28 protein-coding genes and 1 tRNA gene are annotated in these 25,716 nt (G+C 66.4%); 13 read left to right on the plus strand and 16 right to left on the minus strand.

Annotated features, from left to right (window positions below; all coding sequences use genetic code 11):
* Nucleotides 1-302 precede the first annotated feature (302 nt).
* The gene (locus tag ASE75_RS03750) at nucleotides 303-566 is read left to right on the plus strand and encodes a hypothetical protein (RefSeq protein ID WP_055929449.1); all 264 of its coding nucleotides are present in this window, start codon (nucleotides 303-305) and stop codon (nucleotides 564-566) included.
* A 67-nt stretch (nucleotides 567-633) separates the two neighbouring features.
* On the opposite strand, the gene ASE75_RS03755 is transcribed toward ASE75_RS03750, so the two are convergent.
* Together ASE75_RS03755 and folK are read right to left on the minus strand one after the other, a co-directional pair.
* Nucleotides 634-709, minus strand: a tRNA-Lys gene (locus ASE75_RS03755).
* A gap of 22 nt (nucleotides 710-731) precedes the next feature.
* Nucleotides 732-1,238 carry a 2-amino-4-hydroxy-6-hydroxymethyldihydropteridine diphosphokinase gene (gene folK, locus ASE75_RS03760; protein ID WP_055929452.1) on the minus strand — a complete coding sequence of 169 codons (507 nt, stop codon included), beginning with the start codon at nucleotides 1,236-1,238 and terminating at the stop codon, nucleotides 732-734.
* A 22-nt stretch (nucleotides 1,239-1,260) separates the two neighbouring features.
* Here folK and ASE75_RS03765 point away from each other — a divergent pair, with 22 nt between their 5' ends.
* Nucleotides 1,261-1,929: a uracil-DNA glycosylase gene (locus ASE75_RS03765; protein WP_055928844.1), complete on the plus strand. Its 669-nt coding sequence runs from the start codon at nucleotides 1,261-1,263 to the stop codon at nucleotides 1,927-1,929.
* A 110-nt stretch (nucleotides 1,930-2,039) separates the two neighbouring features.
* Here ASE75_RS03765 and aguB read toward each other — a convergent pair whose 3' ends face one another.
* From aguB to ASE75_RS03785, 4 genes are all read right to left on the minus strand, one after another.
* Nucleotides 2,040-2,888 carry an N-carbamoylputrescine amidase gene (gene aguB / locus ASE75_RS03770; RefSeq protein ID WP_055928847.1) on the minus strand — a complete coding sequence of 283 codons (849 nt, stop codon included), beginning with the start codon at nucleotides 2,886-2,888 and terminating at the stop codon, nucleotides 2,040-2,042.
* Between the two features lie 10 nt (nucleotides 2,889-2,898).
* Nucleotides 2,899-3,249, minus strand: coding sequence for a DUF3147 family protein (locus ASE75_RS03775; RefSeq protein WP_055928850.1), 351 nt, complete (start codon nucleotides 3,247-3,249; stop codon nucleotides 2,899-2,901).
* A 6-nt stretch (nucleotides 3,250-3,255) separates the two neighbouring features.
* Nucleotides 3,256-4,227, minus strand: a complete 972-nt coding sequence (locus ASE75_RS03780) for an agmatine deiminase family protein (RefSeq protein ID WP_055928853.1) — start codon at nucleotides 4,225-4,227, stop codon at nucleotides 3,256-3,258.
* 160 nt (nucleotides 4,228-4,387) lie between these two features.
* Nucleotides 4,388-6,031, minus strand: a complete 1,644-nt coding sequence (locus ASE75_RS03785; protein ID WP_055928856.1) for a M28 family peptidase — start codon at nucleotides 6,029-6,031, stop codon at nucleotides 4,388-4,390.
* A gap of 113 nt (nucleotides 6,032-6,144) precedes the next feature.
* On the opposite strand from ASE75_RS03785, the gene ASE75_RS03790 reads away from it, so the two are divergent.
* A complete protein-coding gene (locus ASE75_RS03790; protein ID WP_082463773.1) occupies nucleotides 6,145-8,136 on the plus strand; it encodes a S9 family peptidase in 1,992 nt (663 codons plus the stop codon).
* A gap of 164 nt (nucleotides 8,137-8,300) precedes the next feature.
* Here ASE75_RS03790 and rpsD read toward each other — a convergent pair whose 3' ends face one another.
* Nucleotides 8,301-8,915, minus strand: coding sequence for a 30S ribosomal protein S4 (gene rpsD, locus ASE75_RS03795; RefSeq protein WP_055928859.1), 615 nt, complete (start codon nucleotides 8,913-8,915; stop codon nucleotides 8,301-8,303).
* Nucleotides 8,916-9,308: 393 nt separating this feature from the next.
* Between rpsD and ASE75_RS03800 the strand changes: the two genes are divergently transcribed.
* A complete protein-coding gene (locus ASE75_RS03800) occupies nucleotides 9,309-10,520 on the plus strand; it encodes a hypothetical protein (protein WP_162233706.1) in 1,212 nt (403 codons plus the stop codon).
* On the opposite strand, the gene ASE75_RS03805 is transcribed toward ASE75_RS03800, so the two are convergent.
* Nucleotides 10,489-11,625: an ROK family transcriptional regulator gene (locus ASE75_RS03805; protein WP_055928866.1), complete on the minus strand. Its 1,137-nt coding sequence runs from the start codon at nucleotides 11,623-11,625 to the stop codon at nucleotides 10,489-10,491. The two genes, ASE75_RS03800 and ASE75_RS03805, sit on opposite strands and share 32 nt — an antisense overlap.
* Nucleotides 11,626-11,710: 85 nt before the next feature.
* Here ASE75_RS03805 and ASE75_RS03810 point away from each other — a divergent pair, with 85 nt between their 5' ends.
* Entirely contained in the window at nucleotides 11,711-14,254 is a 2,544-nt protein-coding gene (locus ASE75_RS03810) for a TonB-dependent receptor (RefSeq protein ID WP_055928869.1), read from the plus strand.
* Between the two features lie 26 nt (nucleotides 14,255-14,280).
* Nucleotides 14,281-15,186 (plus strand): glycerophosphodiester phosphodiesterase family protein, encoded by a 906-nt coding sequence (locus ASE75_RS03815; RefSeq protein ID WP_055928872.1) that lies wholly within the window; start codon nucleotides 14,281-14,283, stop codon nucleotides 15,184-15,186.
* Between the two features lie 199 nt (nucleotides 15,187-15,385).
* On the opposite strand, the gene ASE75_RS03820 is transcribed toward ASE75_RS03815, so the two are convergent.
* Nucleotides 15,386-15,661 carry a hypothetical protein gene (locus tag ASE75_RS03820; protein WP_156340095.1) on the minus strand — a complete coding sequence of 92 codons (276 nt, stop codon included), beginning with the start codon at nucleotides 15,659-15,661 and terminating at the stop codon, nucleotides 15,386-15,388.
* 125 nt (nucleotides 15,662-15,786) lie between these two features.
* Here ASE75_RS03820 and ASE75_RS03825 point away from each other — a divergent pair, with 125 nt between their 5' ends.
* Nucleotides 15,787-16,092 (plus strand): chorismate mutase, encoded by a 306-nt coding sequence (locus ASE75_RS03825; protein WP_055928878.1) that lies wholly within the window; start codon nucleotides 15,787-15,789, stop codon nucleotides 16,090-16,092.
* Here the strand turns inward: ASE75_RS03825 and ASE75_RS03830 are convergent.
* The 5 genes from ASE75_RS03830 to rpiB form a co-directional block, all read right to left on the minus strand.
* Nucleotides 16,089-17,156 (minus strand): TrmH family RNA methyltransferase, encoded by a 1,068-nt coding sequence (locus tag ASE75_RS03830; protein WP_082463774.1) that lies wholly within the window; start codon nucleotides 17,154-17,156, stop codon nucleotides 16,089-16,091. The genes ASE75_RS03825 and ASE75_RS03830 overlap by 4 nt on opposite strands.
* Nucleotides 17,157-17,381: 225 nt before the next feature.
* Complete coding sequence (gene nrdR / locus ASE75_RS03835; protein WP_055928880.1) at nucleotides 17,382-17,843, minus strand: transcriptional regulator NrdR; 462 nt, start codon at nucleotides 17,841-17,843, stop codon at nucleotides 17,382-17,384.
* On the minus strand, nucleotides 17,844-18,023 hold the full coding sequence (locus ASE75_RS03840) for a hypothetical protein (protein ID WP_055928886.1): 180 nt from the start codon (nucleotides 18,021-18,023) through the stop codon (nucleotides 17,844-17,846).
* 4 nt (nucleotides 18,024-18,027) lie between these two features.
* Nucleotides 18,028-19,338: a serine hydroxymethyltransferase gene (gene glyA / locus ASE75_RS03845; protein WP_055928889.1), complete on the minus strand. Its 1,311-nt coding sequence runs from the start codon at nucleotides 19,336-19,338 to the stop codon at nucleotides 18,028-18,030.
* A gap of 14 nt (nucleotides 19,339-19,352) precedes the next feature.
* Nucleotides 19,353-19,778, minus strand: coding sequence for a ribose 5-phosphate isomerase B (rpiB, locus tag ASE75_RS03850; protein ID WP_055928892.1), 426 nt, complete (start codon nucleotides 19,776-19,778; stop codon nucleotides 19,353-19,355).
* A gap of 163 nt (nucleotides 19,779-19,941) precedes the next feature.
* Here rpiB and ASE75_RS03855 point away from each other — a divergent pair, with 163 nt between their 5' ends.
* The 5 genes from ASE75_RS03855 (at nucleotide 19,942) to ASE75_RS03875 (ending at nucleotide 23,113) form a co-directional block, all read left to right on the plus strand.
* The gene (locus ASE75_RS03855) at nucleotides 19,942-20,418 is read left to right on the plus strand and encodes a hypothetical protein (RefSeq protein WP_055928895.1); all 477 of its coding nucleotides are present in this window, start codon (nucleotides 19,942-19,944) and stop codon (nucleotides 20,416-20,418) included.
* Nucleotides 20,419-20,440: 22 nt separating this feature from the next.
* Nucleotides 20,441-21,028 carry a sigma-70 family RNA polymerase sigma factor gene (locus ASE75_RS03860; RefSeq protein WP_055928898.1) on the plus strand — a complete coding sequence of 196 codons (588 nt, stop codon included), beginning with the start codon at nucleotides 20,441-20,443 and terminating at the stop codon, nucleotides 21,026-21,028.
* Nucleotides 21,018-21,764: an anti-sigma factor gene (locus tag ASE75_RS03865; RefSeq protein ID WP_235512502.1), complete on the plus strand. Its 747-nt coding sequence runs from the start codon at nucleotides 21,018-21,020 to the stop codon at nucleotides 21,762-21,764. Before ASE75_RS03860 ends, ASE75_RS03865 begins: the two co-directional genes overlap by 11 nt.
* Before the next feature lie 74 nt (nucleotides 21,765-21,838).
* A complete protein-coding gene (locus ASE75_RS03870; RefSeq protein ID WP_055928904.1) occupies nucleotides 21,839-22,393 on the plus strand; it encodes a fasciclin domain-containing protein in 555 nt (184 codons plus the stop codon).
* Nucleotides 22,394-22,642: 249 nt separating this feature from the next.
* Nucleotides 22,643-23,113 (plus strand): DUF3429 domain-containing protein, encoded by a 471-nt coding sequence (locus ASE75_RS03875; RefSeq protein WP_055928907.1) that lies wholly within the window; start codon nucleotides 22,643-22,645, stop codon nucleotides 23,111-23,113.
* A 34-nt stretch (nucleotides 23,114-23,147) separates the two neighbouring features.
* Here the strand turns inward: ASE75_RS03875 and hemA are convergent, their stop codons facing one another.
* Entirely contained in the window at nucleotides 23,148-24,392 is a 1,245-nt protein-coding gene (gene hemA / locus ASE75_RS03880) for a 5-aminolevulinate synthase (protein ID WP_055928910.1), read from the minus strand.
* 280 nt (nucleotides 24,393-24,672) lie between these two features.
* On the opposite strand from hemA, the gene ASE75_RS15725 reads away from it, so the two are divergent.
* Nucleotides 24,673-24,843: a hypothetical protein gene (locus ASE75_RS15725; protein WP_200922300.1), complete on the plus strand. Its 171-nt coding sequence runs from the start codon at nucleotides 24,673-24,675 to the stop codon at nucleotides 24,841-24,843.
* Here ASE75_RS15725 and murI read toward each other — a convergent pair.
* The gene (gene murI / locus ASE75_RS03885; RefSeq protein ID WP_055928913.1) at nucleotides 24,840-25,649 is read right to left on the minus strand and encodes a glutamate racemase; all 810 of its coding nucleotides are present in this window, start codon (nucleotides 25,647-25,649) and stop codon (nucleotides 24,840-24,842) included. The two genes, ASE75_RS15725 and murI, sit on opposite strands and share 4 nt — an antisense overlap.
* Between the last annotated feature and the right edge of the window lie 67 nt (nucleotides 25,650-25,716).

Below are 25,716 nucleotides of genomic sequence, written 5' to 3' on the forward strand. Positions count from 1 at the left end.
GCATCTCAATTTCGATAACCACCCGACCAACCATCCGGTCAACCGCTGCGGTGAAACCCCTCTACGTCCAACCACCCCACACGTCAAACCCATTTTTCAGTTTTGTGGCAGCATGTCACCAAACCGTAGGATTTTCGCCATTTTCACCCGGTGAAAAAGTGCAGCGTCGGGACGCCTCACCCGCTGCGCCGACAGAGAATCAGGGCGATCAAACGCGAATCACATTGCTCGATCGCTTCGGAACGGGTGAAGGCCGCGCAATCTCGCTGGTACCCGACACGATGATGGCGCTATCGAACGCCATGCCGAAAGCACGGAAGCGTTACCTGACCGCCACGATGGCCGACGGGTATGTAAAGACGATCGGGCCGACCGCGGCACCATTCACCCACTATTGGCGCATCGTCGCGCAACGCGACGACGGCAAAGCCGAGGTGTTCTGGGGCCATGTCACCGCACTGAAGGACGCGATGCGCCTGAAAGCTGCCACGGCCGACGCCGCCAGGCAACGTGGCTGGCGCACGTTCGATTTCGAGATTGTCGCGTTAACCGAAACAGCCGCCTAGCCGACGTCGCCACCGGGCTTTCGCCCTTTCATGGCAAACCATTCTGCGGTCTTGCACAGATTTCCGGTGGTGGGTCCGCCGGGGCTCGAACCCGGGACCTCTCGATTAAAAGTCGCTTGCTCTACCAACTGAGCTACGGACCCCCGCCATCGGTGACACGCGCACCTAGGGATGCGGACGGCGTCGGTCAACCATATGCGCAAGGTGCATCACGCTGAGCCCGGTCAGCGGATCACGCCAGCGCGGGGCCACCGCCGCCAGCGGGCGCAGCACGAAGTCACGCGTGCGGAACAGCCGGTGCGGTACCGTCAGCCGCGAATCACTCCACATACCGCCGGACCACAGCACGATGTCGAGGTCGATCGGCCGCGCGCTCCACCGTTGCCCGCGCCGGCGACCAAAGGCGCGCTCGATCGCCTTCAGCCGGTCGAGCAGCGCGGGCGGCGCCTCCGCGCTCTCGATTAGCGCGACCGCATTTGCAAACCGGCGTGCCGACGGACCGACCGGCGCGGTCGTCAGGACCGGCGAACAGGCGATCACTCCCCCCAGGGTGGCGACCGCCGCCTGCAGCGTGGCGGCCGGCGATCCGTGGCGCGTACGGCGGTTCGATCCGAGGGCGATCGCATAGAGTGCGACAGGGATTGTGACAGGCGCGAAGGTTGTGGTCGGCATCATGTCAGCCTAACCGATTGTCATGAACTTCGCACCAAGCCCGCTGCCCGACAGCGAACCGCCGCACGACTGCCCCCGCTGCCCGCGCCTCGTTGCCTTCCGCGAGGAACTGCGCGCCGAGTTTCCGACCTGGTGGAACGCGCCGGTCAACGCGTTCGGGGATCCGCAGGCGTGGCTCGGGATCATCGGCCTTGCCCCCGGCAAACACGGCGCGAACCGCACGGGCCGTCCCTTCACCGGCGATTTCGCCGGCATCCTGCTGTTCGAGACGCTGGCCAAGTTCGGCCTGTCGACCGGCACCTTCAACGCCAAGCCCGACGACGGGCTGGCGCTGAACGGCGTGTGCATCATCAATGCGGTGAAATGCCTGCCACCGCAGAACAAGCCGACGCCGGAGGAAATCCGCACCTGCCGTCCGTTCCTCGAAGGTCAGGTCGCCGACCTGCCGAAAGCCCGGATCTTTGTCGCGCTGGGCCAGATCGCGCACCAGTCGGCGGTCAAGACGCTCGGTGGTCGCCTGCCCAAGGCCAAGTTCGGTCACCTCGCCGAACACACGATGCCCGATGGCCGTATCCTGATCGATAGCTATCACTGCTCGCGCTACAACACGAACACCGGGCGGCTGACCGCGCAGATGTTCGAGGATGTGTTCGCGCGGGCACTGGAATTGCGGGCATCGCTGCCCGCGTAAAGGTTGCGAAGGTTACACCGGCAAGGGGGGCACGGTTTTCCTATTTCCATTGTTTATCAATGATTTGCGTTTTTCGACAAGCCCCCGATCGGTTTCGCGTAGCAACCTCGTCAGATATCCTGCACCAGCCGCCCGTACAGATCGGGCCGGCGATCGCGGAAGAAGCCGAAGGCGGCGCGGTGGCGCTTGACGATGTCGAGGTCGAGCGTGGCGACGATCACGCCTTCGTCGTCACGCCCCAGTTCGGCAACGATGTCACCGCGCTCGTCGGCGATGAACGACGTGCCATAGAAGGTCTGGCCGTGTTCGACGCCGATCCGGTTGGCCGCGACGATCGGCACGACGTTCGACACCGCATGGCCGACCATCGCCCGCCGCCACAGCCGCGCGGTATCAAGCGACGTGTCGTGCGGCTCGCTGCCAATCGCGGTCGGATAGAACAGGATCTGCGCGCCCATCAGCATCATCGCGCGTGCGGTTTCCGGATACCACTGGTCCCAGCAGACACCGACACCCAGCTTGCCCGCCGGATGCGGCCACACCTTGAACCCGGTGTTGCCGGGGCGGAAATAGAATTTCTCCTCATAGCCCGGCCCGTCGGGAATGTGGCTCTTGCGATAGACGCCCTGCACCTCGCCGTCCGGGCCGATCATCGCCAGGCTGTTGTAGTGATGCGGGCCGTCCGCCTCGAAGAAGCTGGTCGGGATCGTCACCTTCAGCGCCTCGGCCAGCGCCTGCATCGCCAGCACCGCCTTATGCTCGCCGACCGGGGCGGCATTGGCGAACAGCGCCTCGTCCTCGACCCGGCAGAAATATTCGCCCTCGAACAGTTCGGGCGGCAGGATGACCTGCGCGCCGCGCGACGCCGCCTCGCGCACCAGCCGCGAGACGTTCTGGATATTCGCGTCGATATCGGGGCCAAACGCGAGCTGCAGCGCGGCAACGGTGATCTTGGTCATGACGTGGATCCTAGAGCGTGACGCCGAACCGCGCGGCGACGGTGGCGGTCACGAGATAGAGGGCGAACGTTAGGGCGCAACCCGCGATCAGCGCGATCCAGAAATGAACGCCGTGACGCAGCAGCGCGGGGATCAGCAGGAACATCGGCAAAGACGGCAGGACGTACCAGAAGGTCGCCTCGGCATGCGTCGCCAGCAAGGCACGGTCCTGCGTATCGCGCCACAGCCAGATCATGCCCAGCACGGACAGCAAAGGCAGCGACGCGATCACCGCGCCCGCCGCCGGGCTGCGTCGGGCGATCATTGCAATCGCCGCGACGATCAGCCCGGACAGGACAGCGCGAATAGCGAACGCGCCCAATTCCGTTCAGCCGGGGATCTGCTGGCTGATGCAGTGGAAACTGCCGCCGCCGGTCAGGATATGGTCGGCGCGCTGGCCCACCGCCACCCGGTCCGGGAACAGGGCCTGCACCGCCGCCACCGCCGCATCGTCATTGTCCGCGCCGTACAGCGGCACGATGACGGCGGCATTGCCGATGTAGAAGTTCATGTAGCTGGCCGGCACGATATCGTCGTCGCGCAGGACACGGCCGGGCGACGGGATGTGCACGACCTCCAGCCCGCCGGCGCGCGCAGCCTCGGTCGCGTGGACATAGACCTGCCAGTTGGGATCGTTTTCCGCCGGTTCCGGGATACAGACACGGCCCGGGCCCACGAAGCGCGCCAGATTGTCGACATGCCCGTCGGTATGGTCGTTCAGCAGCCCGTCGGTCAGCCAGACGATCCGGTCGATACCCAGGTCGTCGCGCAACCGCTGCTCGATATCGCCTTGCGTCAGATGCGGGTTGCGGTTGGCGTTCAGCAGGCACTGCCGCGTCGTCACCAGCGTGCCGGTGCCGTCACCGTCGATCGCCCCGCCCTCCAGCACCCAGTCGCAGGGGGTCGCGGCGATTCCGCGCGCCGCCGCCAGTCGCAGGCCGATGTCGTCGTCGCCGGGCAGGTCGTACTTGCCGCCCCATCCGTTGAACTGGAATGCGCGTGCGGTGCCGTCGGCCATGATGATCGGCGCGGTATCGCGCAGCCAGATGTCGCCGAACGGCTGCACGACGATCTCGGCGAAATCGCCCGCGAGTGCGGTCGCGGCCACGCCCGCCTCGCCATCGGCGGCGACCAGCAGGACACGCTCGCCCCGCCCCGCCGCATGAACCGCGCGCGCGAAGGCGACGACCTCGGCCCGCGCCGGCTCCAGATCCTCGACCCAGAGTTCGGGGTGGCTGGGAAAGCCGATCCATACGGCATCGTGATGCGCCCATTCGGCGGGGGGTAGGGTCTTCGTCATGGCCAGGGGCTTTAGCGGCATGGGCGGCTGGCTGGAAGGGGGCCATGGTGTGCCGCTTGCCTGATCTCCCTTTATCGCCGCGCTGCCCTCCGTTCGTCTCGGGTAGGAGGCGAGCCTCTCGACGACGCTCGAGAGAGGCTGGAGAGGGTGGGAAAGCCCTCTACTTCACCCCCGCCCGGCTCCGGTCGCGCACGCCGCGAAACTCGGCGGTCGGATACCAGTTGGGCCACGTCGTCCCGTTCGCCAGCGTCCGGCCCAGCCAGTAATACAGGTCCAGATCCTGCACCGCGCCCGACCAGTCCCAGGTCGCGTCATATTCGTCCTGCGGCTTGTGGTAGCGGTTGGCGATGTAGTCGAGCGTCGCGGCATGACCCGCCGCCCGGCCGCCCTTGACCAGATCCTCACCACTGCCGCCGGCCAGCATCGGCACACCCAGCCTGGCGAAGCTGAAATGGTCGGACCGGTAATAGCTGCCGCGTTCCGGATTGGCCTCCGGGCTGATCGTCCGGCCCTGCGCCGCGGCAAGCCCCTTGGCCATATCCTCGATCTGCGACTTGCCCGCCCCGGTCAGCACGAAATCGCGCGTGGCGCCGCGCACGTTCAGCACGTCCATGTTCACCCCGCCGACGGTGCGCGCCAGCGGGTAAACCGGATGTTCGGCATAATAGCGTGAGCCAAGCAGCCCCGATTCCTCCGCCGTCACCGCCAGAAACGCGATCGACCGCTTCGCCGGCCCGGCCTTCGCCTGCGCCTGGGCCAGCGCCACCAGTCCGGCGATCCCGCTCGCATTGTCCAGCGCGCCGTTGCAGATATCGTCGCCCTTTACCGCGTCGCACCGGCCCAGATGATCCCAGTGCGAGGTGTAGAGGACATAGTCGCTCGGCGCGCCTCCTTGCGCGGCGGGCGTTCCGGGCAGCACGCCGATGACGTTCTTCGACGCCTGACGCCGGATGGCGTTGGTGAAGCCGGTCGAAAACTTCACGTCCAGCGGCACCGCCTTGAAACCCTTGCGCGACGCTGCCGCCGACAGCGCGGCGAAATCCTTGCCCGCGCTCGCGAACAGCGTCTCGGCGCTCGCCTTCTGCATCCAGCCGATGACCTGGCTCTGGTCCAGATGATCGCCCTTCTCGTCCAGCTCCAGCTGCGGTCCGGTCCACGACGATTGCACGACCGACCAGCCATAGGCGGCCGGTTCGGTATCGTGGACGATGATCGCCGCGGCCGCCCCCTGCCGCGCTGCTTCCTCGTATTTGTACGGCCAGCGCCCGTACCACGTCATCGCCCGCCCCTCGAACGGTCCTGCGCGCGTCATCGTCTGCCAGTCGGCATCGTTGACCAGGATGACGACGGTCTTGCCCCTCACGTCGATGCCGGCATAGTCGTTCCAGCCCTTCTCAGGCGCGTTGATCCCGTATCCCACGAACACGACCGGGCTGTCCGTCACCTCAATGCGCGGCACGACGCGGTAGGTACCGGCCACCATGTCGGCCCGGTACGCCATCGTCACCGGCGTCGTGCCGCCGGTAAAGGTGAACGGACGGACATCCTGCGCGGTGATCTCGACCATCGGTACGTCCTGATACCAGCTGCCGTTGTTGCCGGGCTTCAGCCCCGCCTTCGCGAACTGATCGGCGATATAGGCAATGGTATTGTCCTCCGCCGGCGTCGTCGGCGCGCGCCCCTCATAGGCGTCGGACGAGAGCACCTGCGTCACCGTCTTCAGCGTCTCGACAGAAATCGGCGCGGTCTGCGCGGTGACGCTGCACGCCGACAGCAGAGCGATGGTGAACAGGATGTGGCGCAATGCGGGTCCCCTTGATCGTTGCGACACGTCTCGCATTCCCGCCACAGCGGCGCAAGCACGCCCTGGTTGCGTCCCTTTGATGGCGCGCTACACCAATAGGAAAGGGGAAAGATATGCGGTTCACAACGTTGGGTGTGCTGGCCGGGGCCATCGCCATGAGTGCGACCACGCCCGTTTTCGCTGCGCCCGAAACAGCGGAGCAGGCAGCCCACGCATTCGGCAAGCGGGAGGACGTGCTGAGCGCCAGCATAGCGCCCGACGGAAAGCGGATCGCCTTGATCCAGGCCCGCAGCCCGCGCGGCGCGGCACTGACGATCATTTCGCTGGACGGCGGCGCGCCGAAGACGATTCTCGCCAGCGAGGGCACCCTCGACCGTCTGGCCGGCTGCGACTGGTCGACGGCGGTACGGCTGGTCTGCACGGTCGAACTCCGCGCGGACGATTCGAGCCGCGCAATCGGATATTCCCGCGTGATCGCGCTCAATGCCGATGGCGGTGGCGTCACTCAACTCAGCTCGCGCACCAGTTCCAGCGCGCTCGCCATCGCACAGAACGGCGGCGAGATCATCGACTGGCTGCCCGACGCCGACGATGGATCTGTGCTGATGACCCGCGCCGTCGTTCCCGAATATTCCACCGGGACCATGCTGGCACAGCGCCGCGAAGGACTGGCGGTCGAGCGCGTGAATACCACGACCCTGAAGCGGTCCATCGTGGAGCCTCCGCGTGGCGGTGCGGTCGAATATATCACTGACGGGCGCGGCGTGGTCCGGATCGTTGGCGTACGGTCGCGCACCGAGAGCGGGTACGACAAGAACCGGATCGTCTATTCCTATCGCAAGCCGGACAGCCGCGACTGGCTGCCGCTTGCCACACTGACCATCGGCGCGGGCCTGAGCGAGGGATTCAATCCGCAGGCGGTCGATGCCGCGCAGAATGTGGTCTACGGTTTCGATGAACAGGATAGTCGTCGTGCACTGTTCAGGATCGCACTCGACGGCAGCCTGAAACGCGACCTTGTTTATGCCAACCCGCAAGTCGATGTCGATGGACTCATCCGGATCGGGCGCCAGCACCGCGTCGTGGGCGCAAGTTTCGTGACCGATCGCCGCCAGTCGGTGTTCTTCGATCCCGATCTGCAAAAGCTAGGCGCGTCTCTGGCCAGGACATTGCGGGGGACACCGCTTGTCACGTTCGTCGATGCAACCGCGGATGAATCCAAACTCGTGCTGTTCGCCGGGTCCGACACCGATCCGGGCAAATATTACCTGTTCGACAAGACGGCCCGCAAACTGGGTGAAATCGCGCCGGTCCGGTCGCTGCTGGCGGTCACCCCGCTGGCCGAGGTGCAGGCGGTCCGTTTCCCGGCAAGCGACGGTACGAGCATTCCCGGTTATCTGACGCTGCCGCCCGGCAGCTCCGGCAAGGGACTACCGGCGATCGTCATGCCGCACGGTGGGCCGGGGGCCCGCGACGAATGGGGCTTCGACTGGCTGGCGCAATATTTCGCCAACCGGGGCTACGCGGTCCTTCAACCCAATTTCCGTGGCTCGACCGGCTATGGCAACGCGTGGTTCCAGAAAAACGGATTCCAGTCGTGGCGCATCGCGGTCGGCGACGTGAACGCAGGCGGCCAGTGGCTGGTGTCCCAGGGTATTGCCGCGCCGTCGAAGCTGGCCATCGTCGGCTGGTCCTATGGCGGGTACGCGGCCCTGCAATCGGCGGTCCTAGACCCGACCCTTTTCAAGGCCATCATCGCCATCGCCCCGGTAACCGACCTCGAAACACTCCGTGGTGAAGCGCGCGATTATGCCAGCTACCCGATGGTCGACGCCTTCATCGGACGAGGGCCGCATGTCCGCGCCGGATCCCCCGCCCAGAACGCGGCGGCGATCACCGCACCGGTCCTGATGTTTCACGGCGATCGTGACCAGAATGTCGGGGTAGGCGAATCGCGGTTGATGGCGGATCGTCTGCGCGAGGCGGGCAAATCAGTGGAATATATCGAATATCGCCAGCTCGACCATCAACTGGCCGACGACACCGTCCGCGCGCAGATGCTGGCAAAGTCGGACGCGTTCCTGCGCAAGACCTTGGGGCTGTGACGAGGGCATGACATGAAAAAAGGGCGATCCCGGATGGGACCGCCCTTTTTTTTCATTCTGGCCGGGGGAGCGTCGCGGCGAAGCAGCGCCGTCGGTCGGGGCTTTCGGTCCCGCCGGCCGGTCGCAAAATGCTCGCGGCCACTGGGCCGCGAGCAATCTACGACTTAGCGCGAGTAGAACTCGACGACCAGGTTCGGTTCCATCTTCACCGGATAGGGAACTTCATCCAGCGTGGGCACGCGGGTGAAGGTAACCTTGTCGGTGCCGTCGGCGACGACATAGTCGGGGATCTCGCGCTCGGCCAGGCTCTGCGCCTCCATGACCAGCGCCATTTCCTTGGCCTTCGAGCCAAGCGAGATTTCCTGGCCGACGAAGCAGCGACGCGATGCGATGTTGCACTTCACGCCGTTGACGCGGACATGGCCGTGGCTGACGAGCTGGCGCGCGGCAAAGATCGTCGGCGCGAACTTGGCGCGGTAGACGATCATGTCCAGACGCTGCTCCAGCAGGCCGATCAGGTTCTGGCTGGTATCGCCCTTCATGCGCGCGGCTTCGTGGTAGCAGGCGCGGAACTGCTTCTCGGTCACGTCGCCATAATAGCCACGCAGCTTCTGCTTGGCGCGCAGCTGGATGCCGAAATCGCTGACCTTGCCCTTGCGGCGCTGGCCATGCTGGCCGGGGCCGTATTCACGCTTGTTGACCGGGCTCTTGGGACGACCCCAGATATTCTCGCCCAGACGACGATCAAGCTTGTACTTCGCGCTATGCCGCTTCGACATACAGTGTCCTTTGGTAAATGCTCATGACGAGCCGACGCCTTGCGGCACCGGCCATCCCGGTCATCGCTCTGCTGGTTTTCCGAATGACGAAAAGGCAGGGCCGCCGCTTCACCGGGGTGCGGGGCCATTCACGAAGGCGCGCGGTTAGCCGGTGGCCGCGCGCGAGTCAAGGCAGCGGACCGTGCCGGTTGCGCTCGACTCCCCCTGTTCGCCGAAGCCCGTGCCATTGGGTTGACCGCGCCCACGGTCGATCCACACCCATTCCGCAGGCGGGACGGATATCCGGTAGCCGACATGTTGGTGTGCGAACGAGACGTGCCGTCGTTCAGGATCAGGCATCTTCTTCGCGTCACATGCGGTCTATACGAGGCAGCGATGCACCACGCCGCACTCATGACCGGGCGACCGCGGACCCTGTCCGTCACGGGCTACGCGACGGCGCATTTCGGGAAGAGCCTGTGGTGGAACGGGTCGGAACTGCTGCTCGCCTTCTACCTGACCGAATATCTCGAATTACACGGGGTGGTGGCCGGCTGCGCGATTGCCTGCGGACTGATGGTCGGCGCGGTGATGGATGTCGTGGTGGCCAACCGCCGGCATTGGTTTGCCAGCGCGCGACGGGCCGGACGGATGCAGATCATCGGCGCGTTCGGTTCGTTGATGGCGCTCATGGTCCTGTTGGCCGCCGCCAGCATGATCGGAACACTGCGTCTGGCAACGGTGATCGTCGCGAACATCCTCTATCGTTTCGCCTATGTGTTCTACGATCTTCCCCAGAATTGCATGCTGGGCCTCATCGACTGGTCCCGCGACGAACAACGCAAGGCCGCGTCGGCGCGGACAGCGGCCGGTGCAGGCGCGCTGGTGACCATATCGCTGGCGGCAAGCGTGCCCACATACAGCGGGATACGGGCGATCGTCCTCGTCGCGGCCGGAACCTGTGTGGCGCTGGCCTCGGCAGCATGGCTGTGGCGCGCGACGCGCGGACTGCCTGAAAGCCGATATGCTGTGCCATCATCGGCGCAGGCGTCGATCGGACGTCCGCTGGCGATCATGGCGATCGTTTGCCTGACGGTGCCGGCGTTCTCGAAACTCGCGCCCTATATGGCGACTTATGCGCCTGGCGCCTCGCCCATGCCGCTCCTGCTCATATTGGGGATAGGCACGGCGATATCCCAACCGATCTGGCTGGCGATGATACGCCGTTCCGGCGAAACGATGGCGATGTGCGTCGCCGGAGGGTTGCTGATAATCGGTGCCCTGGCGGCCACTGGTGGTGCGATCGGGTCGGCCGCCGCCTGTATCGGCATGGCCAGCGGTGGATTGGGAACGTCGATCTGGGCGATGTTCGCGGCAGCGGTGGCGACCGGCAGCCCCCTGAACGCCGCGCCGGCCTTTGCCCGGCTGACCGCAACGGCGAAGGTCGCGCTTGCCGTCGCGGCGATCGGTCTTGGCGAGCTGTTGAGCGTCACCGAGTATCGCGACGACGGAAGCCGGCTGATCCCGGCCATGGCCCTGCTGACGCTTTCCGGCGGGATTGCGGTCATCGCGGTATCGTACGCCAGTCGTGTTTTCAGGCGAGGAACGCGCGCTGGATCGGCATGATCGCCGCGCCCAGCGCGACGGCATCGCCAGCGACCTGTGAGCGCATCACGACCGGGACCGGCGGGGCGGCACCGTGCCGGTTGGGCGCGCGCGGCAGCGTGATCCGTGCCACCAGCGCATCGGCGACGGCGGCGGGCAGGCGTCCGCCGATGACCACGGCCTGCGGGTCGATCGCATAGCCCAGGATCGCCGACAGCGTGGCGAACGCCGGCACCGCCTCGTCCAGCCAGCGCGCCACGCCCGGTGTCGTCAGGGCGATCTCCGGCAGCATGGCTTCCAGATCGGCGAACCCGGCACCGCCGTCGCGGACCAGCGCCAGCAGCCGATCCAGGTTGGGATAGCCGAGTGCGCCGACCGTCCAGATGCCGCCGAACTCGCCGGCATTGCCGCGTGCGCCGCGGAACAGCCGGCCGTCGCTGACGATTCCGCCGCCGAAACCGTTGGTAAGGTGGAGATAGGCGAAGTCGCGCACCGTCCGGCCGACCCCGAACAGGCTTTCGCCGACGGCCCCCGCCGCGCCGTCATTCTCGACGATCGTCGGCAGGCCCAGTGCATCCTGAAGGAACGGCGCGATCTCGATCATCGTCCAGTCCTCCAGCGCGGGCGGACCGACCATCTTGCCGCCATCGCCGGTGAAGAACGCGGAGATACCCACGCCCAGCCCGAGGATACGGTGCGGATCGACGCCTGATTCGGTGACCAGTTCGTCGCGGAAGTCACAAAGGGTTGCCGCGACCCTGTCGCGCGTCGCGTTCGGCATCGCCGCCCGCCGTTCGCCCAGCACACCGCCCGCGCAGTCGAGGAGCGTCAGCGACACGACATCGTTCAGTATCGCCGCGCCCAGCGACGACGCAAACGACGGATCGATCCGCGCGGTCGCACTCGGATGGCCGGGCCGGTCGACCCTGCGCGCCTCCAGCGTGACCAGCCCGGCCCCGACATAGCCTTGCAGCAGCCGCGCCACGGTCGGTTGCGCCAGACCCAGCCGACGGGTCAACGCCGCCTGGCTGATTCCGCCCTCGCGAAAGATCGTGTCGAGAAGCTGCCGCCCGCCGGCGCTGACCGGCACGGCAAGGGGATCGATGCGGGCAGGTGTTCCACTCATGTCCTACCCCTAATCGGGCTTTACGTCATAAACTAGTCATGTAACATGCATACTATACAAAAAGCATTCTAAGGGGAGCACTTCAATGACGTCCGGTATCCGCCTGTCCACGGCAATTCTCTTGTTGGGGAGCGCCAGCTCCGCCTACGCGCAGCAAGCCAGCGTACCGGTTCCCGTCACGCCTGCCCCGGCCGTCACCGATTCCACCGTCACCGATTCCACCGCCAGCGAGACTGTCGACGAGATCATCATCACCGGCACGCCGACGGGCCGCACCCGGCTCGACGCGCCGTTCGCGGTCAGCAGCTTTTCGGAGGCGACGATTGCCCGTGCCGCGCCGATCAGCACCGCCGATCTGCTGAAGACCGTTCCCGGTTTTTCCGCCGAGCCGTCGGGCGGGCAGGGTGGCGGCCAGAACCTGTATGTGCGCGGGCTTCCCGCCGGCGGCTGGTTCTACGTCCAGTTGCAGGAGGACGGCCTCACGCTGTTCGACGAGCCGCAGGAGAGCTTTTTCAATATCGACACGCTGTATTCGCTCGACCTGATGACCAGCCGGGTCGAGGTCGTGCGCGGCGGTACGTCGCCGATCTTTGCCAACAACGCGCCGGGCGGTACCGTCAACGCCATCACCCGGCGCGGCACGACGACGCCCGAAGGCCAGATCAAGGTGACCGGCGGCAATCACGCCTTCGCACGCATCGACGGCTATGCGGCCGGGCCGGTGAGCGACAAGGTGCTGTACAGCCTGGGCGGCTTCTATCGCCGCGACGACGGATATCGCGAGCCGGGGTTCACGGCGGACAAGGGCGGGCAGATCCGCGGCAGCCTGTCGTTCCTGCTCGATGACGTGCGGATCGACATCGACGGCAAATATCTGAACGACCGGACCGCCTTCTACAATCCGATCCCGCTCGCCAATCCCGCCAGTCCGTCTACCTCGCTGGCCGGGCTGATCGATCCGCTTGATGGCACCTTGTTGTCGCCTGCGTTCCGCAAGACGACGCAACGCACCTTCTTCGGCAGCCAGGCGATCAACAAGTCGGAGGATCTCGCCGATGGTATCCACACCAGGGTATTTGAAACCGGTGCGTTCGTGACGTGGGACGCCGGCCCCGGCCTGACCGTCACTAACAAGACGCGCTACACCGACGCCCGGGTCGGCTACAACGCCCTGTTTTCCGGTGCCGCGCCGGCGGTCGCGACCAGCTATCTGACGACGCAGCTGGCGCGTGCGAAAGCGGGCTTCGGCGCGAACGTGGCAAGCGTCGGCTTCACCAATGCGGCGACCGGCGCGGCATATGACCCATCGGCAACCGGCGGCCTGGTGCTTGAAAGCGGGTTGTGGACGACACGCACCCACCTGAAGACGATCGCCAATGATTTCCGCGTCAGCAAGGTCTTCGATGACAGCGACGGTCTGCTCGGCGGTACGCTTGGCCAGCACAGCCTGTCGTTCGGCGTCTACTTCAATCACTTCGATTTCGACCAGGACCGGCTGCAGAACACGATCCTGACCAACGTGAAGAACCAGCCCGATCTTCTGAACGTGGTTGCCTACACTGCAGCGGGTCAGGTTGTCGGATCGGTGACCGAGAATGGCTTCGTCCGGTACGGCAACGGCGTTACCCGCGGTCATGCCGAGGGGTTCTACCTGTCGCCGTACATCGCGGATTCGGTGAAGTTCGGGAAGTTCGGCGTGGATGCCGGGCTGCGTTACACCTATTATGACGCGAAGGGCGGCGTGTACGCCAACACGACGCGCAACCTGGGCAACGCGGCGACCCTGGCCGACGACAATGTCGGCGGCCTGACGGGCGCGTTCGCCGCCCGGCGCGACCGCCGTCGCGCACTGCAATGGACGGTCGGCGCGGAGTACAAGATCGACCCGCGGGTCCAGTTGTTCGCGCGCTACACGGCGTCTGAGCGGCTGCCGCGGCTCCAGAACGTCTACCAGACGCAGAACCTGCCGGTCACCTCGATCGCACAGGGCGAAGGCGGTATTCGGACCGCGTTCCGCACCCTGAGTTTCGGCGTGGTCGGTTTCTGGAGCAAGTTCGACGACCTGTCGACCAATGCGATCGTGCTCGATGCGGGCAGCAACGTGCAGGTGCTGTCGCTGATCGGAAAGACCGAAACCTATGGCATCGAGGCGGACATGAACTGGCGTCCGGTGTCTTTCTTCAGCCTTGCCGGCACCGCAACCGTGCAACAGCCCGAAACGAAAAGCCTCGTCAACGTCGCCACGGGCATCGCGTATGATGGGCTGGAGGGCAAACAGCTGTCGCGGATTCCGAAATACATCTTCACCGCAACGCCGACCGTCTATTTCGACGTCGCGCAGCGGCCGATCGAACTGTCGGCGCAGGTCTATCACCTCGGCCGGCGCTTTGTGGATTATACCAACGTCACCGCGCTGCCGGCGTTCACCACGCTCGACCTGAACCTGATGGCACAGATCACCGACCGCATCGGCTTTCAGGCGCATGTCAGCAACCTGACCAACACGGTCGGCCTGACCGAGGGCAATGCGCGCGTCGACACGCTGGGCGGACAGGGCACCAGCGAGGCGATCTATGCGCGGCCACTCTTCGGGCGGATTTACACCGCGTCACTGAGCTACAAGTGGTGAAGGCGGGCTGGTCCCTTGTAGCGGCAATGCTGGCCGCTGCCGTCGTTTTCGTCGCCAGCGCGCCGGCGCAGGCGCGAGACACCCCGCTCGGGCGTTTGCTGCATGACGATACGCAGACCGTACTGGTCGCGTCGCACCGCGCCTGCTGGAAGAAGGCGTCTGAAAATGCGCTCGACGGGATCCGCGCCTGTATCGCCGACGGGATCGACATCGTTGAGATCGACGTCCGCACCACCCGTGACGGCGTGCTGGTGCTGATGCACGACGAAACCGTTGATCGGACAACGAACGGTCATGGCGCGGTGGCCGACCTGACATCGACACAGGTCGCGCGGCTCCGGCTGCGCGACCGCGGCGGCGGGGCGGGCAGCGCGCTCACCCGGCGACGGGTGCCGACCTTCGCACAGGCGCTGGCCGAGATCCGCGGACGCGCGCTGATCAACATCGACGTCAAGGCGGCCGGACTGGATCGGATCATCACCGCCGTCGTCGCCGCCCGTGCCAACCGCGATGTCGTGCTCAATGTGCCGATCGACGTCGATCCGGCAGTCATCGTACGCGCCAGGACGCTTGGCATTGCGGTGCAGCCGGTCTATCTGGAACGCGGGTCCCGGGTTCCATCAGCGGTCGCGCTCCGTCGCGCGGCCGCGCTGCGCCCGACGGCGATCCAGCTGATCTTCGACACGCCCACCGTCATCGACACCGCCCGCGCAGAAACCGGCACGACCCATGCGCGTCTGTTCGTCAACACGATGGCGCGCGACATCGCGACGGGCACGCCGATGAACCTGTCCGGTCCCTATCTGGACACGCGCGCGATCACCGATCCGGACGCCGTCTGGGGGGTGCTGGTCGACAAGGGGGTCACGGTCATCCAGACCGATGAACCCTGGCGGCTGAAAGCATGGCTGAAGGCCAAGGGATTGCGGTAAGCCTGCCGGCACGCCGCCTTCCCGTGTCGTCGCCACACCGCCGTCCAACATATCGCCCGGCTTCGTCCGGTCGACGTGGCGACGACAGACCGATCGCCGCCTCGCCGGGATGCGGGGTCATTCACGCAGGCGCACGGTCAGCCGGTGGCCCCGCGCGAGTCTAAGCAGCGGACCGTGCCGGTTGCTCCCGAATGCGCCGCTATTCGCTAAAGCCGGTGCCGTCGGGACGCCGCACGGTGTTGGCGAACTGTTCGACCTCCTTGGCATTGCGCTGGCCGCTCTCACGGTCGATCTGCGTCCACTCCGCGCGCGTGTGGCAACGGCGGTGCGACAGGATCGAGCCTGTTTCCGTATTGGCCCGACAGATCTTCTTTTCCGCCGGCGGTTTGACCTGCGGTGTCCCCTGCGCGGATACGGCCGTCGTGGTCGCCATCGCGATCAGCGTCATGGTCGAGAGTGTCTTAAGGGTCGTCATGTTACATTCGCCCTTCATATCCGTATCTGGATCAAGGGGATAACGCACCTCGGCCCGGATGCAAGCCCGCCGTGAATCCGCACGCCCCGTGGACAAGCCCGGCCGGATGGCTATCACGCGGTCCCATGACCACGACCATTCTTGCCGGCCCCGCGTGCACGACCATGGCGCAGGTGCGCGCCGGTGTCGACGCGCTCGATCGCGATCTCGTCGCGCTGCTCGCCCGGCGCTTCGCCTATATGGACGCCGCCGCCCGGATCAAACCGATGCGCGGCGCGGTGCGCGACGAGGCGCGCAAGACACAGGTGATCGACCAGGCCGTCGCCGAAGCCACGCGGCTGGGGATCCCCGCCGACGCGGTCGCCGCCATGTGGGAAACGCTGGTCGAGGCGTCGATCACCTATGAGCTGGCCGCGTTCGACCAGCGTTAATCCGTCTTCACGACCTCGGGCACGATCCGCGGCTTCTTGCCCGACAGCGACGACAGCACACCGCGCAGCGTCCGCACCTCCTGCGCCGACCAGCCCGGCTTGGTCAGCAACGTGCGCAGCGTCCGCTTGCTGGTGGTGATCTTGTCCGGAGGAAAATAGAATCCCGTCCCCTCCAGCATGGCATCCAGCTGCCCGATCATGCCGTCCAGCTCCTCCTGCGAGGCGGGCGGCGGCAGGTCGACCTGCGGCGGCTGGGCCAGCCCCTGCCCCTTCGACCATTCATAGGCGACCAGAATGACCGCCTGCGCCAGGTTCAGGCTGCCGAACTCGGCATTGATCGGCACGGTGATGATCGTGCGCGCCAGCGCCACGTCATCGGTTTCCAGCCCTGACCGCTCCGGCCCGAACAGGATCGCGCTGCGGCCCGGGCCGGCATGGATCGCCGCCGCCGCCAGTTCGGGCGTCGCCACCGGTTTGGTCACGCCGCGCTTGCGCACGGTCGTCGCGTAGACGTGCGCGCAATCGGCGGTCGCGGCGGCGACGCTGTCATACACGGTCGCGCGTTCCAGCACGATATCCGCGCCACTTGCGGCCGGACCGGCGGAGGGGTTGGGCCAGCCATCGCGCGGCGTGACGAGGCGCATCTCGACCAGCCCGAAATTCAGCATCGCGCGGGCGGCCTTGCCGATATTCTCACCCAGTTGCGGGCGCACGAGGATGATGACGGGGGGTGGCGTGGGAGGAACGACCGTGGCGACGTTTTCCACGGATTTTGATGGCGTGTCGAACATCTTGCCAGACGGGCGACGTACCGCTTCCCGGTCTGACGCGACCAGCGCCTCCTTTTCTGCACGGGTCCAGCCCTTGATCTGCCTTTCGGCTTCCAGCGCTTCGAGCCGGGTCGGAAAATCCTGTGACCAGACAAGCGATACCGGGCGTCGGTCTTGGGTATAACCGGCAATCTCACCGCCTTGGTGCTGGCCTACACGGCGCTCGAGATCATCGGTATGATCCAGATAGTAGCTGCCGTCGGCACACCGGAGCATATAAGCGTAGAAACTCAAACTTTCGGCCCTTCGATATGACAAGGCGATGCAACGCCTTTGTCGGCACCGCTTACCTTCATCCGTTCGTGCTGAGTAGAGACTGAGTAGCGCCCCCCGGGCGCGTAGCGAAGGCTCGTATCGAAGCAGCGTTGTCGTGTTCCAACCTGTCCTTCGATACGCCGCTTCGACTTCGCTCAGCGGCTACTCAGGACGAACGGGGTGGTTATACCAAAAAATGGCCGCTCACCCCTTCGCCACTTCCTCCACGGTCCCGGCAAACGCCTCGAAATCGCGGGCCTCGCTGAAGTCCCGGTACACGCTGGCGAAGCGGATGTAGGCAACCGAATCGAGCACTTTCAGCCCGTCCATGACCATCTCGCCGATCCGCTTGGACGACACTTCGCTCTCGCCGGTCGTCTCAAGCTGACGCTGGATACCGCTGACCAGTTTTTCCAGTCGGATCGCCTCGACCGGGCGTTTGCGCGCGGCGATCGAGATGGAGCGGAGCAGCTTGTCGCGATCGAACGGTTCGCGCCGGCTCTCGCTCTTCAGCACGAACAGGTCGCGCAACTGGATTCGCTCGAACGTCGTGAAACGGGCGGCACAGCCCTCGCACTGCCGCCTGCGCCGGATCGCCACCCCGTCTTCCGTGGGGCGGCTGTCCTTCACCTGACTGTCTTCATGTCCGCAGAATGGGCAGCGCATTCAGACCTTCTTCTTGCCCTTGTAATAGGCATAGCCGGCCCCGGCGAGTGCGCCGAAGATCGGGCCGATCACGGGGACGGGAATTGCGACGACGGCGCCCAGCGCGCTCCACTTGGCCATGCTCTTGCCAAGATCCGGGGTGCTCTTGACGTCGTTCTGGATGTCTTCGATCTTCGACATGGGTTTATCCTTGATAGATCGGGAACCGCGCGCACAAGGCGCGCACGCGGGTCCGAACGTCCGCTTCGACCTGCGGATCCCCATGCTCGCCCTTTTTTGCTAGGCCATCGAGCACGTCGGCGACCATGTGGCCGATTTCGCGGAACTCGGCCGGACCGAAGCCACGCGTGGTGCCCGCGGGCGAGCCGACGCGGATGCCGCTGGTCTTGACCGGCGGCAGCGGATCGTTGGGAATGCCGTTCTTGTTGCAGGTGATGCCGGCGCGCTCCAGCGCCTCGTCCGCGTCACGACCCGAAATGCCGAGCGGGCGCAGGTCGACCAGCGCCAGATGCGTGTCGGTGCCGCCCGCGATCAGGTCCGCGCCGCGCTCCTTCAGCGTCGCGGCCAGCACCTTCGCGTTTTCGACGACGGCGGCGATGTAGCTCTTGAAATCGGGTTGCAGCGCCTCACCGAACGCGACCGCCTTGGCGGCGATGACGTGCATCAGCGGCCCGCCCTGAAGCCCGGGGAACACCGCCGAGTTGAACTTCTTGGCCAGCGCCTCGTCATTGGTCATAATCATCCCGCCACGGGGCCCGCGCAGCGTCTTGTGCGTGGTGGTCGTCACGACATGCGCGTGGCCGAACGGGGTCGGGTGCAGGCCGGCGGCGACGATGCCGGCGAAATGGGCCATGTCGACCATGAAATATGCGCCCACCTTGTCGGCGATCGCGCGGAACTTCGCGAAGTCGATCTGGCGTGGATAGGCGGAGCCGCCAGCGATGATGAGCTTGGGGCTGTGCTCGATGGCAAGGCGCTCGACCTGCTCATAGTCGATCAGATGTGTTTCGGCATCGACCCCGTACTGAACCGCGTTGAACCACTTGCCCGACATGGCCGCGCGCGCGCCGTGCGTCAGGTGACCACCGGCGTCGAGGCTCATGCCAAGGATCGTCTCGCCCGGCTTGACCAGCGCCAGCATCACCGCGCCGTTCGCCTGTGCGCCCGAATGCGGCTGTACGTTGGCAAAGCCGCAGCCGAAGATCTGCTTCGCGCGATCGATCGCCAGCTGCTCGACGGTGTCCGACGGCGCGCAGCCCTGATAATAGCGCTTGCCCGGATAGCCTTCGGCATATTTGTTGGTGAAGACCGACCCCTGCGCCTCCAGCACCGCCTGCGACACGATGTTCTCGCTCGCGATCAGTTCGATCTGGGTCTGTTCGCGCTCCAGTTCGGCGGCGACGCCGGCGAAGACCGCGGCATCGGCGTCGGCAAGGCCGCGCGTGAAGAAACCGTCGGGCTGGACGTCATGCAGGTCGCGGGGTTGGGTGCTCATGGCAGGATCCTTAACTAGGCAAGCTTGTCGACGCGGGCCTGATGGCGGCCGCCGTCGAAATCGGTGGAAAGGAAAGCGACAAGGCAGGCCTTGGCCATGTCGTCGCCGATCAGGCGCGCACCCATCGCGATCGCATTGGCGTCGTTGTGCTGGCGCGCCAGCGTCGCTGACAGCGGCTCCGACACCAGCGCACAGCGCAAGGCCGGGTTGCGGTTGACCGCGATCGCGATGCCGATGCCGGAGCCACACAACGCGACACCGCGCGTCGCATCGCCGGCGGCGACCGTGTCGGCCAGCTTGCGACCGTAATCGGGATAGTCGACGCGGGCGTCGTCATGCGGCCCCAGGTCGAGCACGTCGTGCCCCTCGTCGCGCAGCCACTGGACGAGACTGGCCTTCAGCCCATAGGCTGCGTGATCGGACGCGATGGCGATACGCATTTAGGCGCTCCTGCAACTGCGGTTCGGCCGGCTGTGCGCGCCCTTACGCCGACAGGCGCGCAATTGCCACACCTGTTCGTAAAGGACAGGCGCGACGGGGTGCGGGAACGCACGGGCCGTGCTGGCGGTTTGCATACCGGCTGACGACGAAAGGCTCTGCATAATGACGATGTCCCCGCTGCCCCTGCTGGCGATCGCGATCCTTGGCCTGGTCGCCTGCAAACCGGCCGACATTCCTGCCAATGACACGCCGGTGCCCGAGGGCGCGGTCGTGACCACCGCCAACGGCGCGGCACTGGACGGGGCCGAAGCGGTCCCGGCGGACGAGGGTGGCGACGACGACACCGACACGGCTGCTGCTATGCCGGACCTGACCGGACGATGGGTCGGGGTGGAGGGTATGGTGCTGGACGTCGCGAGCGGCGACCGGCCCGGTACGTATACGCTGACGATGCAGTACGACCTCGATCACAAGGGCACGTTCGCCGGCACCGCCAGCGGCGGCGGAATCGCCTTCACCCGCGATGGCCAGTCGCTGATGCTGCGCCCGACCGACGGGGCGGCGACCGGCCTGAAATATCTCGCCGGCAAGACGGACTGCCTGACCGTGAAACCCGGCGAAGGCTATTGCCGCGCCTGAAAGCCCCGCTAGAACGTGCGACGTGACCCGCACCATCGCTTCCCCATCCGCCAATGCCGATGCCGCCCGCGCACGGCTGGCCGAAGCCCTGTTGCGAACCGGCGAGGAGGATCGCGCGGCGTTCAAGGACGTCTATGCGCTGACCTCCGCGAAGCTATTTGGCATCTGTCTGCGTATCTGCGGGGAACGCCAGGCCGCGGAGGATGTGCTGCACGACGTCTACATCACGATCTGGAAGCGCGCGGGAGCGTGGGAACCGGGACGGGCCAGCCCGATCACATGGCTGGCGACGATCGCGCGCAACCGGGCGATCGACTGGCGGCGCGCGCAGGGTACGCGCCGCGCGGTCGGGCTGGACGAGGCCCCCGACATCGCCGATTCGACACCCGACGCGCTGACCGTGCTGGAAAGCGGGCAGGACGCCGACCGGCTGCACGCCTGCCTGGCGGAGCTTGAAGAACGGCAGATGACGTCGATCCGCACCGCGTTTTTCGACGGGGTGACCTATGCCGACATGGCGGAACGCGCCGGCGTGCCGCTGGGGACGATGAAAAGCTGGGTGCGGCGTGGTCTTGCCCGGTTGAAGGATTGCCTCGGCCGTGACGCCTGACCTGCCCCCCACCCCCGGGTCGCCCGAATCAACCGATCCCGACATGCAGGCCGCCGAACTGGCGCTTGGCCTGCTGGAAGGGTCGGAGAAGGCCGCCGCGCTACGCCGCGTGCTGGCCGATCCCGACTTCGCGCGCGACGTCGACCTGTGGCGCAGCTATTTCGCGCAGTTCAACGATCAGTGGCCGACCGTCGAGGCACCGGCGACGCTGGAGCCGCGCGTGATGGCGTCGATCGCGGCACCCGCCGCGAGCGCTGTCGCGACGAAGCCCGTGCGGCGCAGTTTCGGCTGGTCGGTCGCCGCGGTCACCAGCGCGATCGCCGCGTCGCTGGCGATGGTTCTTGTCCTGCGTCCGAATCCTGTTCCCGTCCGCGTGCCGGTCGTCGTCGCGCAGGCGCCGGCCGCAAAGCCGCTGCTGCTGGCCTCGCTGGCCGGTACGGCGACGCCCGCCATTCCCGCCGCGTTCGACAGCGCAACGGGCACGTTGCGGATCGCCGCCGTCCCCGAAACCGCCGCCGACCGCGTCGCGCAGCTCTGGATCATCGGTGGCGACGGCGTTCCCCATTCGCTGGGTCTGATGGATACCGCGCCGGCGACGATGACCTTGGCACCGGCGGATCGTGCCCGTCTTGCCCCCGGCGGCACCTTGGCCATTTCGGTCGAGCCGCTTGGCGGGTCGCCGACCGCGCTGCCGACCGGCCCGGTCGTGGCAACCGGCGTCCTCGCACGGGTCTGATGCATCCGGCGGGCACCCTTGTCCGTCTCTACGCCCGAAGCACCCTCCCCCGGGGTGTGACAGGAGACGTCCCCATGTCCAAGACCCTGCGTATCGCGTCGATCGCCGCCGCCCTCGTCATCAGCGGCAGCGCCGTCGTCAGCGCCCAGAGCAACCCGCGTGTCGGCGGCGCGGCCATGTATCCGACCAAGACCATCGTCGAGAACGCATCCAAGTCGAAGGATCACACCACGCTGGTCGCCGCCGTGAAGGCCGCCGGTCTGGTCGAGACGCTGTCGGGTCCGGGTCCGTTCACCGTCTTCGCGCCCACCAACGCCGCCTTCGCCAAGCTGCCCGCCGGCACGGTCGACACGCTGGTGAAGCCGGAGAACAAGGCGACGCTGACGTCGATCCTCACCTATCATGTCGTACCCGGCAAGATCACCGCGGCGCAGATCGCGGCCAAGGCCAAGGCGAATGGCGGCACCGCGACCTACACGACCGTCCAGGGCGGCACGCTGTCGTTCCACAAGGCCGGTTCGGGCTGGGCGATAATGGATGCCAAGGGCGGTATGGGCAAGATCACGATCCCCAACGTCAACCAGTCGAACGGCGTGATCCACGTCATCGACACGGTGATGATGCCCTGATGCCCCGGGACGGGACCGGCCATCGCCACGTTCCGCCCCGACCATCGCGAAGCATCGACAAAATGCGCTGCAACCCCGACCGGTTGTGGCGCATTGTCTTGATCCGTCAGCCGAAGCCGGTCCGCGTTCGCCGGGCTTTTACAGCCGGCATCGGTCGATCGTCCCTTGTCCCGGCAAATACCGGTCAGGCATGAGAACACGGCTATCCGGCCTTGAGGCCGGGCGGGCGCCGCTCTATCCGGGTCGTCGATGACACGCGCCCCTTCCTCCCCGCCAGCAGGCGGCATCCCGCCGATCGCCCGTCTGCTCGGCCTTTCGGGCCTCTTGCCGCAAGGGGCGGTGATCCTGCTGCTGCTGACCGGCGATGCGCAGGGACGGTTCTCCGCGCTGGCGCTCGGCTATGCCTATGCCGCCGTCATTCTGAGCTTTCTCGGCGGGCTGTGGTGGGGGCTGGCGGCACGCGCGGACCATCCGCCGCGCTGGATCTGGATCGCCGCGGTCACCCCGTCGCTGATCGCACTGGCGAGTGCCTGGCCCTGGGCTGTCGGCCTCGCCTGGCCGGGACCGTCGCTGGTGATGTTGGGCGTCGCCCTGATCGGCGCGCTTGCGGTCGACCGGGCGCTGGTGGCCGGCGGCTATGCCCCCGCCGGGTGGATGGGCCTGCGCGTGCCGCTATCGCTCGGGCTTGGCGGGCTGACCTTGCTGGCGGCGGCGCTGTAGAGGGTGTTCACCCCCTCCGCGCGTCGGGAGGCTCCTACGCCGCCTTGCGGAGTTCCAGCCGGCCCCAGATCTCGCACAGCGCCTCGGTCAGTTCGACCATCATCGCCGGACTGTGCGCCGGGCCGGGCGTGAAGCGCAGGCGCTCGGTGCCGCGCGGCACGGTAGGGTAGTTGATCGGCTGAACGTAGATCCCGTATTCCGCGAGCAGGATGTCGCTGATCTTCTTGGCCTTGACCGGATCGCCGACCATCAGCGGCACGATGTGCGTGTCGCCCAGCATGACGGGCAGGCCGGCATCGGCCATCATCGCCTTCAACCGGGCGGCGGCGGCCTGCTGCCCCTCGCGCTCGACGCTCGATGCCTTCAGGTGGCGAACGCTGGCCAGTACCCCGGCGACCAGCACCGGCGACAGGCTGGTGGTGAAGATGAAGCCCGGCGCATAGCTGCGGATGACGTCGATGATCGTCTGGTCCGCGGCGATATAGCCACCCATCACGCCGAACGCCTTGCCCAGCGTCCCCTCGATCACGGTCAGCCGGTCGGCCAGCCCGTCAAGTTCCGAAATGCCGCCGCCGCGCGGGCCGTACATGCCGACCGCATGGACCTCGTCCAGATAGGTCAGCGCGTTGTACCGGTCGGCCAGGTCGCAGATGCCGGCGATCGGCGCGACGTCGCCCTCCATCGAATACACGCTTTCGAACGCGATCAGCTTGGGCACCGACGGATCCTCGGCGGCCAGCAGTTCCTCCAGATGGGCGAGATCGTTGTGGCGGAACACACGCTTCTCACAGCCGGAACCGCGAATCCCCGCGATCATCGACGCATGGTTCAGTTCGTCGGAAAAGATCACGCAGCCCGGCAACACCTTGGCCAGCGTCGACAGCGTCGCCTCGTTCGAGACATAGCCGCTGGTGAACAGCAACGCGCCCTGCTTGCCATGCAGGTCGGCAAGCTCGTGTTCCAGATCGACGTGATAATGCGTGTTGCCGCCAATGTTGCGGGTGCCGCCGGAGCCTGCGCCGACGTCGTGCAGCGCCTCTTCCATCGCCGCGATCACCTTGGGGTGCTGGCCCATCGCGAGATAGTCGTTGGAGCACCACACGGTGATCGGCTTCGGTCCGTTATGGCCCGCGAAGCACCGCGCATTGGGATAGGATCCCTTGTTGCGCAGGATGTCGATGAAGACGCGATAACGCCCCTCGGCGTGCAGCCGGTCGATCGCCTGGGCGAAGACTCGGGTATAATCGACGCGGACGTCGCCGGTAGCGCTGATGCTCATGACCCGACCGTCTACGCCCCTCGCCGCTGCGTTTCCAGCGGATTTGAACACTGGGTGTGATCGACCCCGGCACTCAAGCTTGGCCAGGCCCGGCCAGGCCCGGCACGCTCCATGGCCGCACCGGGCACATTGCCGTGGATCAACTGCCGTGGATCAATAGGCGCTGGGGTCCGCGCGTGATACACCATGGTCATCGCGGCACATCCGGCCCGGCATGGTGTCGACGGACCCGCGACTGAGAGACGGCGTGCTCCCGTTACCGCAACTGGAGGATCCAACGATGCAGACCCACACCGATCCGCGTGCCAGCCAGACCTATCTGACCCGTCGCGAACAGCAGGAACGCGCGCTTGCCGCGCGCAGCGACGATGCGATGATCCGGCGCATCCATCTGGAGCTGGCCGATCGCTATGCCGCCATGGCCCGCGTGCCGCAGGCCATCGCCGCCTAAAGCGACTCCAGCCGCCCGAAGCCCCGCGCGGCAAGTGCCGGGGCCAGTGCAAGTTCCGGATCGCCCAACCGGGTAAAGACGGCGACATCGTCGTTTCCGGAGCGTTGACCACGGTCGGGCCAGACGCTGTCGCGCGTCAGCCATGCGATCCGTCGCGCGATGCCCGGCCCGCCATCGACGAACCGGACCGGATGCGGCGCGGCACGGGCCAGATGATCGGCGACGAGCGGGAAATGGGTGCAGGCGTTGACGATGACGTCGATGCGGTCGCCCCCCGGCTGATCGAACAGGCCGCCAAGCACCGCCGCGAACCGGTCCGGTGGCGTCGGCAAACCGCGCAGGTGCGCCTCGGCCAGCGCGACGAGTTCGGCCGATCCATGACGCAGCACCGTGCAATCGGCCGCGAACCGGGCGGTCAGGTCATCGACATAGGCCTGGCGGACCGTCGCCTCCGTCCCGAGCACGCCGATGGTGCGCGTCACGCTCAGTCCGGCCGCCGGCTTGATCGCCGGCACGGTCCCCACCACCGGCAAATCGAGCGCGGCGCGGATTGCCGGCAGCGCGATGGTCGACGCGGTGTTGCAGGCGATCACGATCAGCCGCGGGCGATAGCGTTCCGCCAGACGCCCCAGCAGAACCGGTACCCGCGCCGCGATCTCCGCCTCGCTGCGCGTACCGTACGGAAAACCGGCGGAATCGGCGGCATAGACGAACCGGGCGGTCGGCAGCAGCGCGCGTGTCGGCCCGACGATCGACAGGCCGCCCACGCCGGAATCGAAGAACAGGATCGGCCGGTCGTCGTGCATCGCAGCGCCATAGCGCGTGGCACCGACCCGGCAAAGGGGACGCGGCCAGGAAGACATGCCGGCGGCG

It is taken from the genome of Sphingomonas sp. Leaf17 (assembly GCF_001421505.1).
Lineage (GTDB): Bacteria > Pseudomonadota > Alphaproteobacteria > Sphingomonadales > Sphingomonadaceae > Sphingomonas.

Coding starts and splice junctions, on each gene's coding strand:
- ASE75_RS03750 (WP_055929449.1), top strand. CDS start 303: ATGCCGAAAGCACGGAAGCGTTACCTGACCGCCACGATGGCCGACGGG.
- folK (WP_055929452.1), bottom strand. CDS start 1,238: ATGCCGACCACAACCTTCGCGCCTGTCACAATCCCTGTCGCACTCTAT.
- ASE75_RS03765 (WP_055928844.1), top strand. CDS start 1,261: ATGAACTTCGCACCAAGCCCGCTGCCCGACAGCGAACCGCCGCACGAC.
- aguB (WP_055928847.1), bottom strand. CDS start 2,888: ATGACCAAGATCACCGTTGCCGCGCTGCAGCTCGCGTTTGGCCCCGAT.
- ASE75_RS03780 (WP_055928853.1), bottom strand. CDS start 4,227: ATGACGAAGACCCTACCCCCCGCCGAATGGGCGCATCACGATGCCGTA.
- ASE75_RS03790 (WP_082463773.1), top strand. CDS start 6,145: ATGCGGTTCACAACGTTGGGTGTGCTGGCCGGGGCCATCGCCATGAGT.
- rpsD (WP_055928859.1), bottom strand. CDS start 8,915: ATGTCGAAGCGGCATAGCGCGAAGTACAAGCTTGATCGTCGTCTGGGC.
- ASE75_RS03800 (WP_162233706.1), top strand. CDS start 9,309: ATGACCGGGCGACCGCGGACCCTGTCCGTCACGGGCTACGCGACGGCG.
- ASE75_RS03805 (WP_055928866.1), bottom strand. CDS start 11,625: ATGAGTGGAACACCTGCCCGCATCGATCCCCTTGCCGTGCCGGTCAGC.
- ASE75_RS03810 (WP_055928869.1), top strand. CDS start 11,711: ATGACGTCCGGTATCCGCCTGTCCACGGCAATTCTCTTGTTGGGGAGC.
- ASE75_RS03815 (WP_055928872.1), top strand. CDS start 14,281: ATGCTGGCCGCTGCCGTCGTTTTCGTCGCCAGCGCGCCGGCGCAGGCG.
- ASE75_RS03820 (WP_156340095.1), bottom strand. CDS start 15,661: ATGACGACCCTTAAGACACTCTCGACCATGACGCTGATCGCGATGGCG.
- ASE75_RS03825 (WP_055928878.1), top strand. CDS start 15,787: ATGACCACGACCATTCTTGCCGGCCCCGCGTGCACGACCATGGCGCAG.
- nrdR (WP_055928880.1), bottom strand. CDS start 17,843: ATGCGCTGCCCATTCTGCGGACATGAAGACAGTCAGGTGAAGGACAGC.
- ASE75_RS03840 (WP_055928886.1), bottom strand. CDS start 18,023: ATGTCGAAGATCGAAGACATCCAGAACGACGTCAAGAGCACCCCGGAT.
- glyA (WP_055928889.1), bottom strand. CDS start 19,338: ATGAGCACCCAACCCCGCGACCTGCATGACGTCCAGCCCGACGGTTTC.
- rpiB (WP_055928892.1), bottom strand. CDS start 19,778: ATGCGTATCGCCATCGCGTCCGATCACGCAGCCTATGGGCTGAAGGCC.
- ASE75_RS03855 (WP_055928895.1), top strand. CDS start 19,942: ATGACGATGTCCCCGCTGCCCCTGCTGGCGATCGCGATCCTTGGCCTG.
- ASE75_RS03870 (WP_055928904.1), top strand. CDS start 21,839: ATGTCCAAGACCCTGCGTATCGCGTCGATCGCCGCCGCCCTCGTCATC.
- ASE75_RS03875 (WP_055928907.1), top strand. CDS start 22,643: ATGACACGCGCCCCTTCCTCCCCGCCAGCAGGCGGCATCCCGCCGATC.
- hemA (WP_055928910.1), bottom strand. CDS start 24,392: ATGAGCATCAGCGCTACCGGCGACGTCCGCGTCGATTATACCCGAGTC.
- ASE75_RS15725 (WP_200922300.1), top strand. CDS start 24,673: ATGCAGACCCACACCGATCCGCGTGCCAGCCAGACCTATCTGACCCGT.
- murI (WP_055928913.1), bottom strand. CDS start 25,649: ATGCACGACGACCGGCCGATCCTGTTCTTCGATTCCGGCGTGGGCGGC.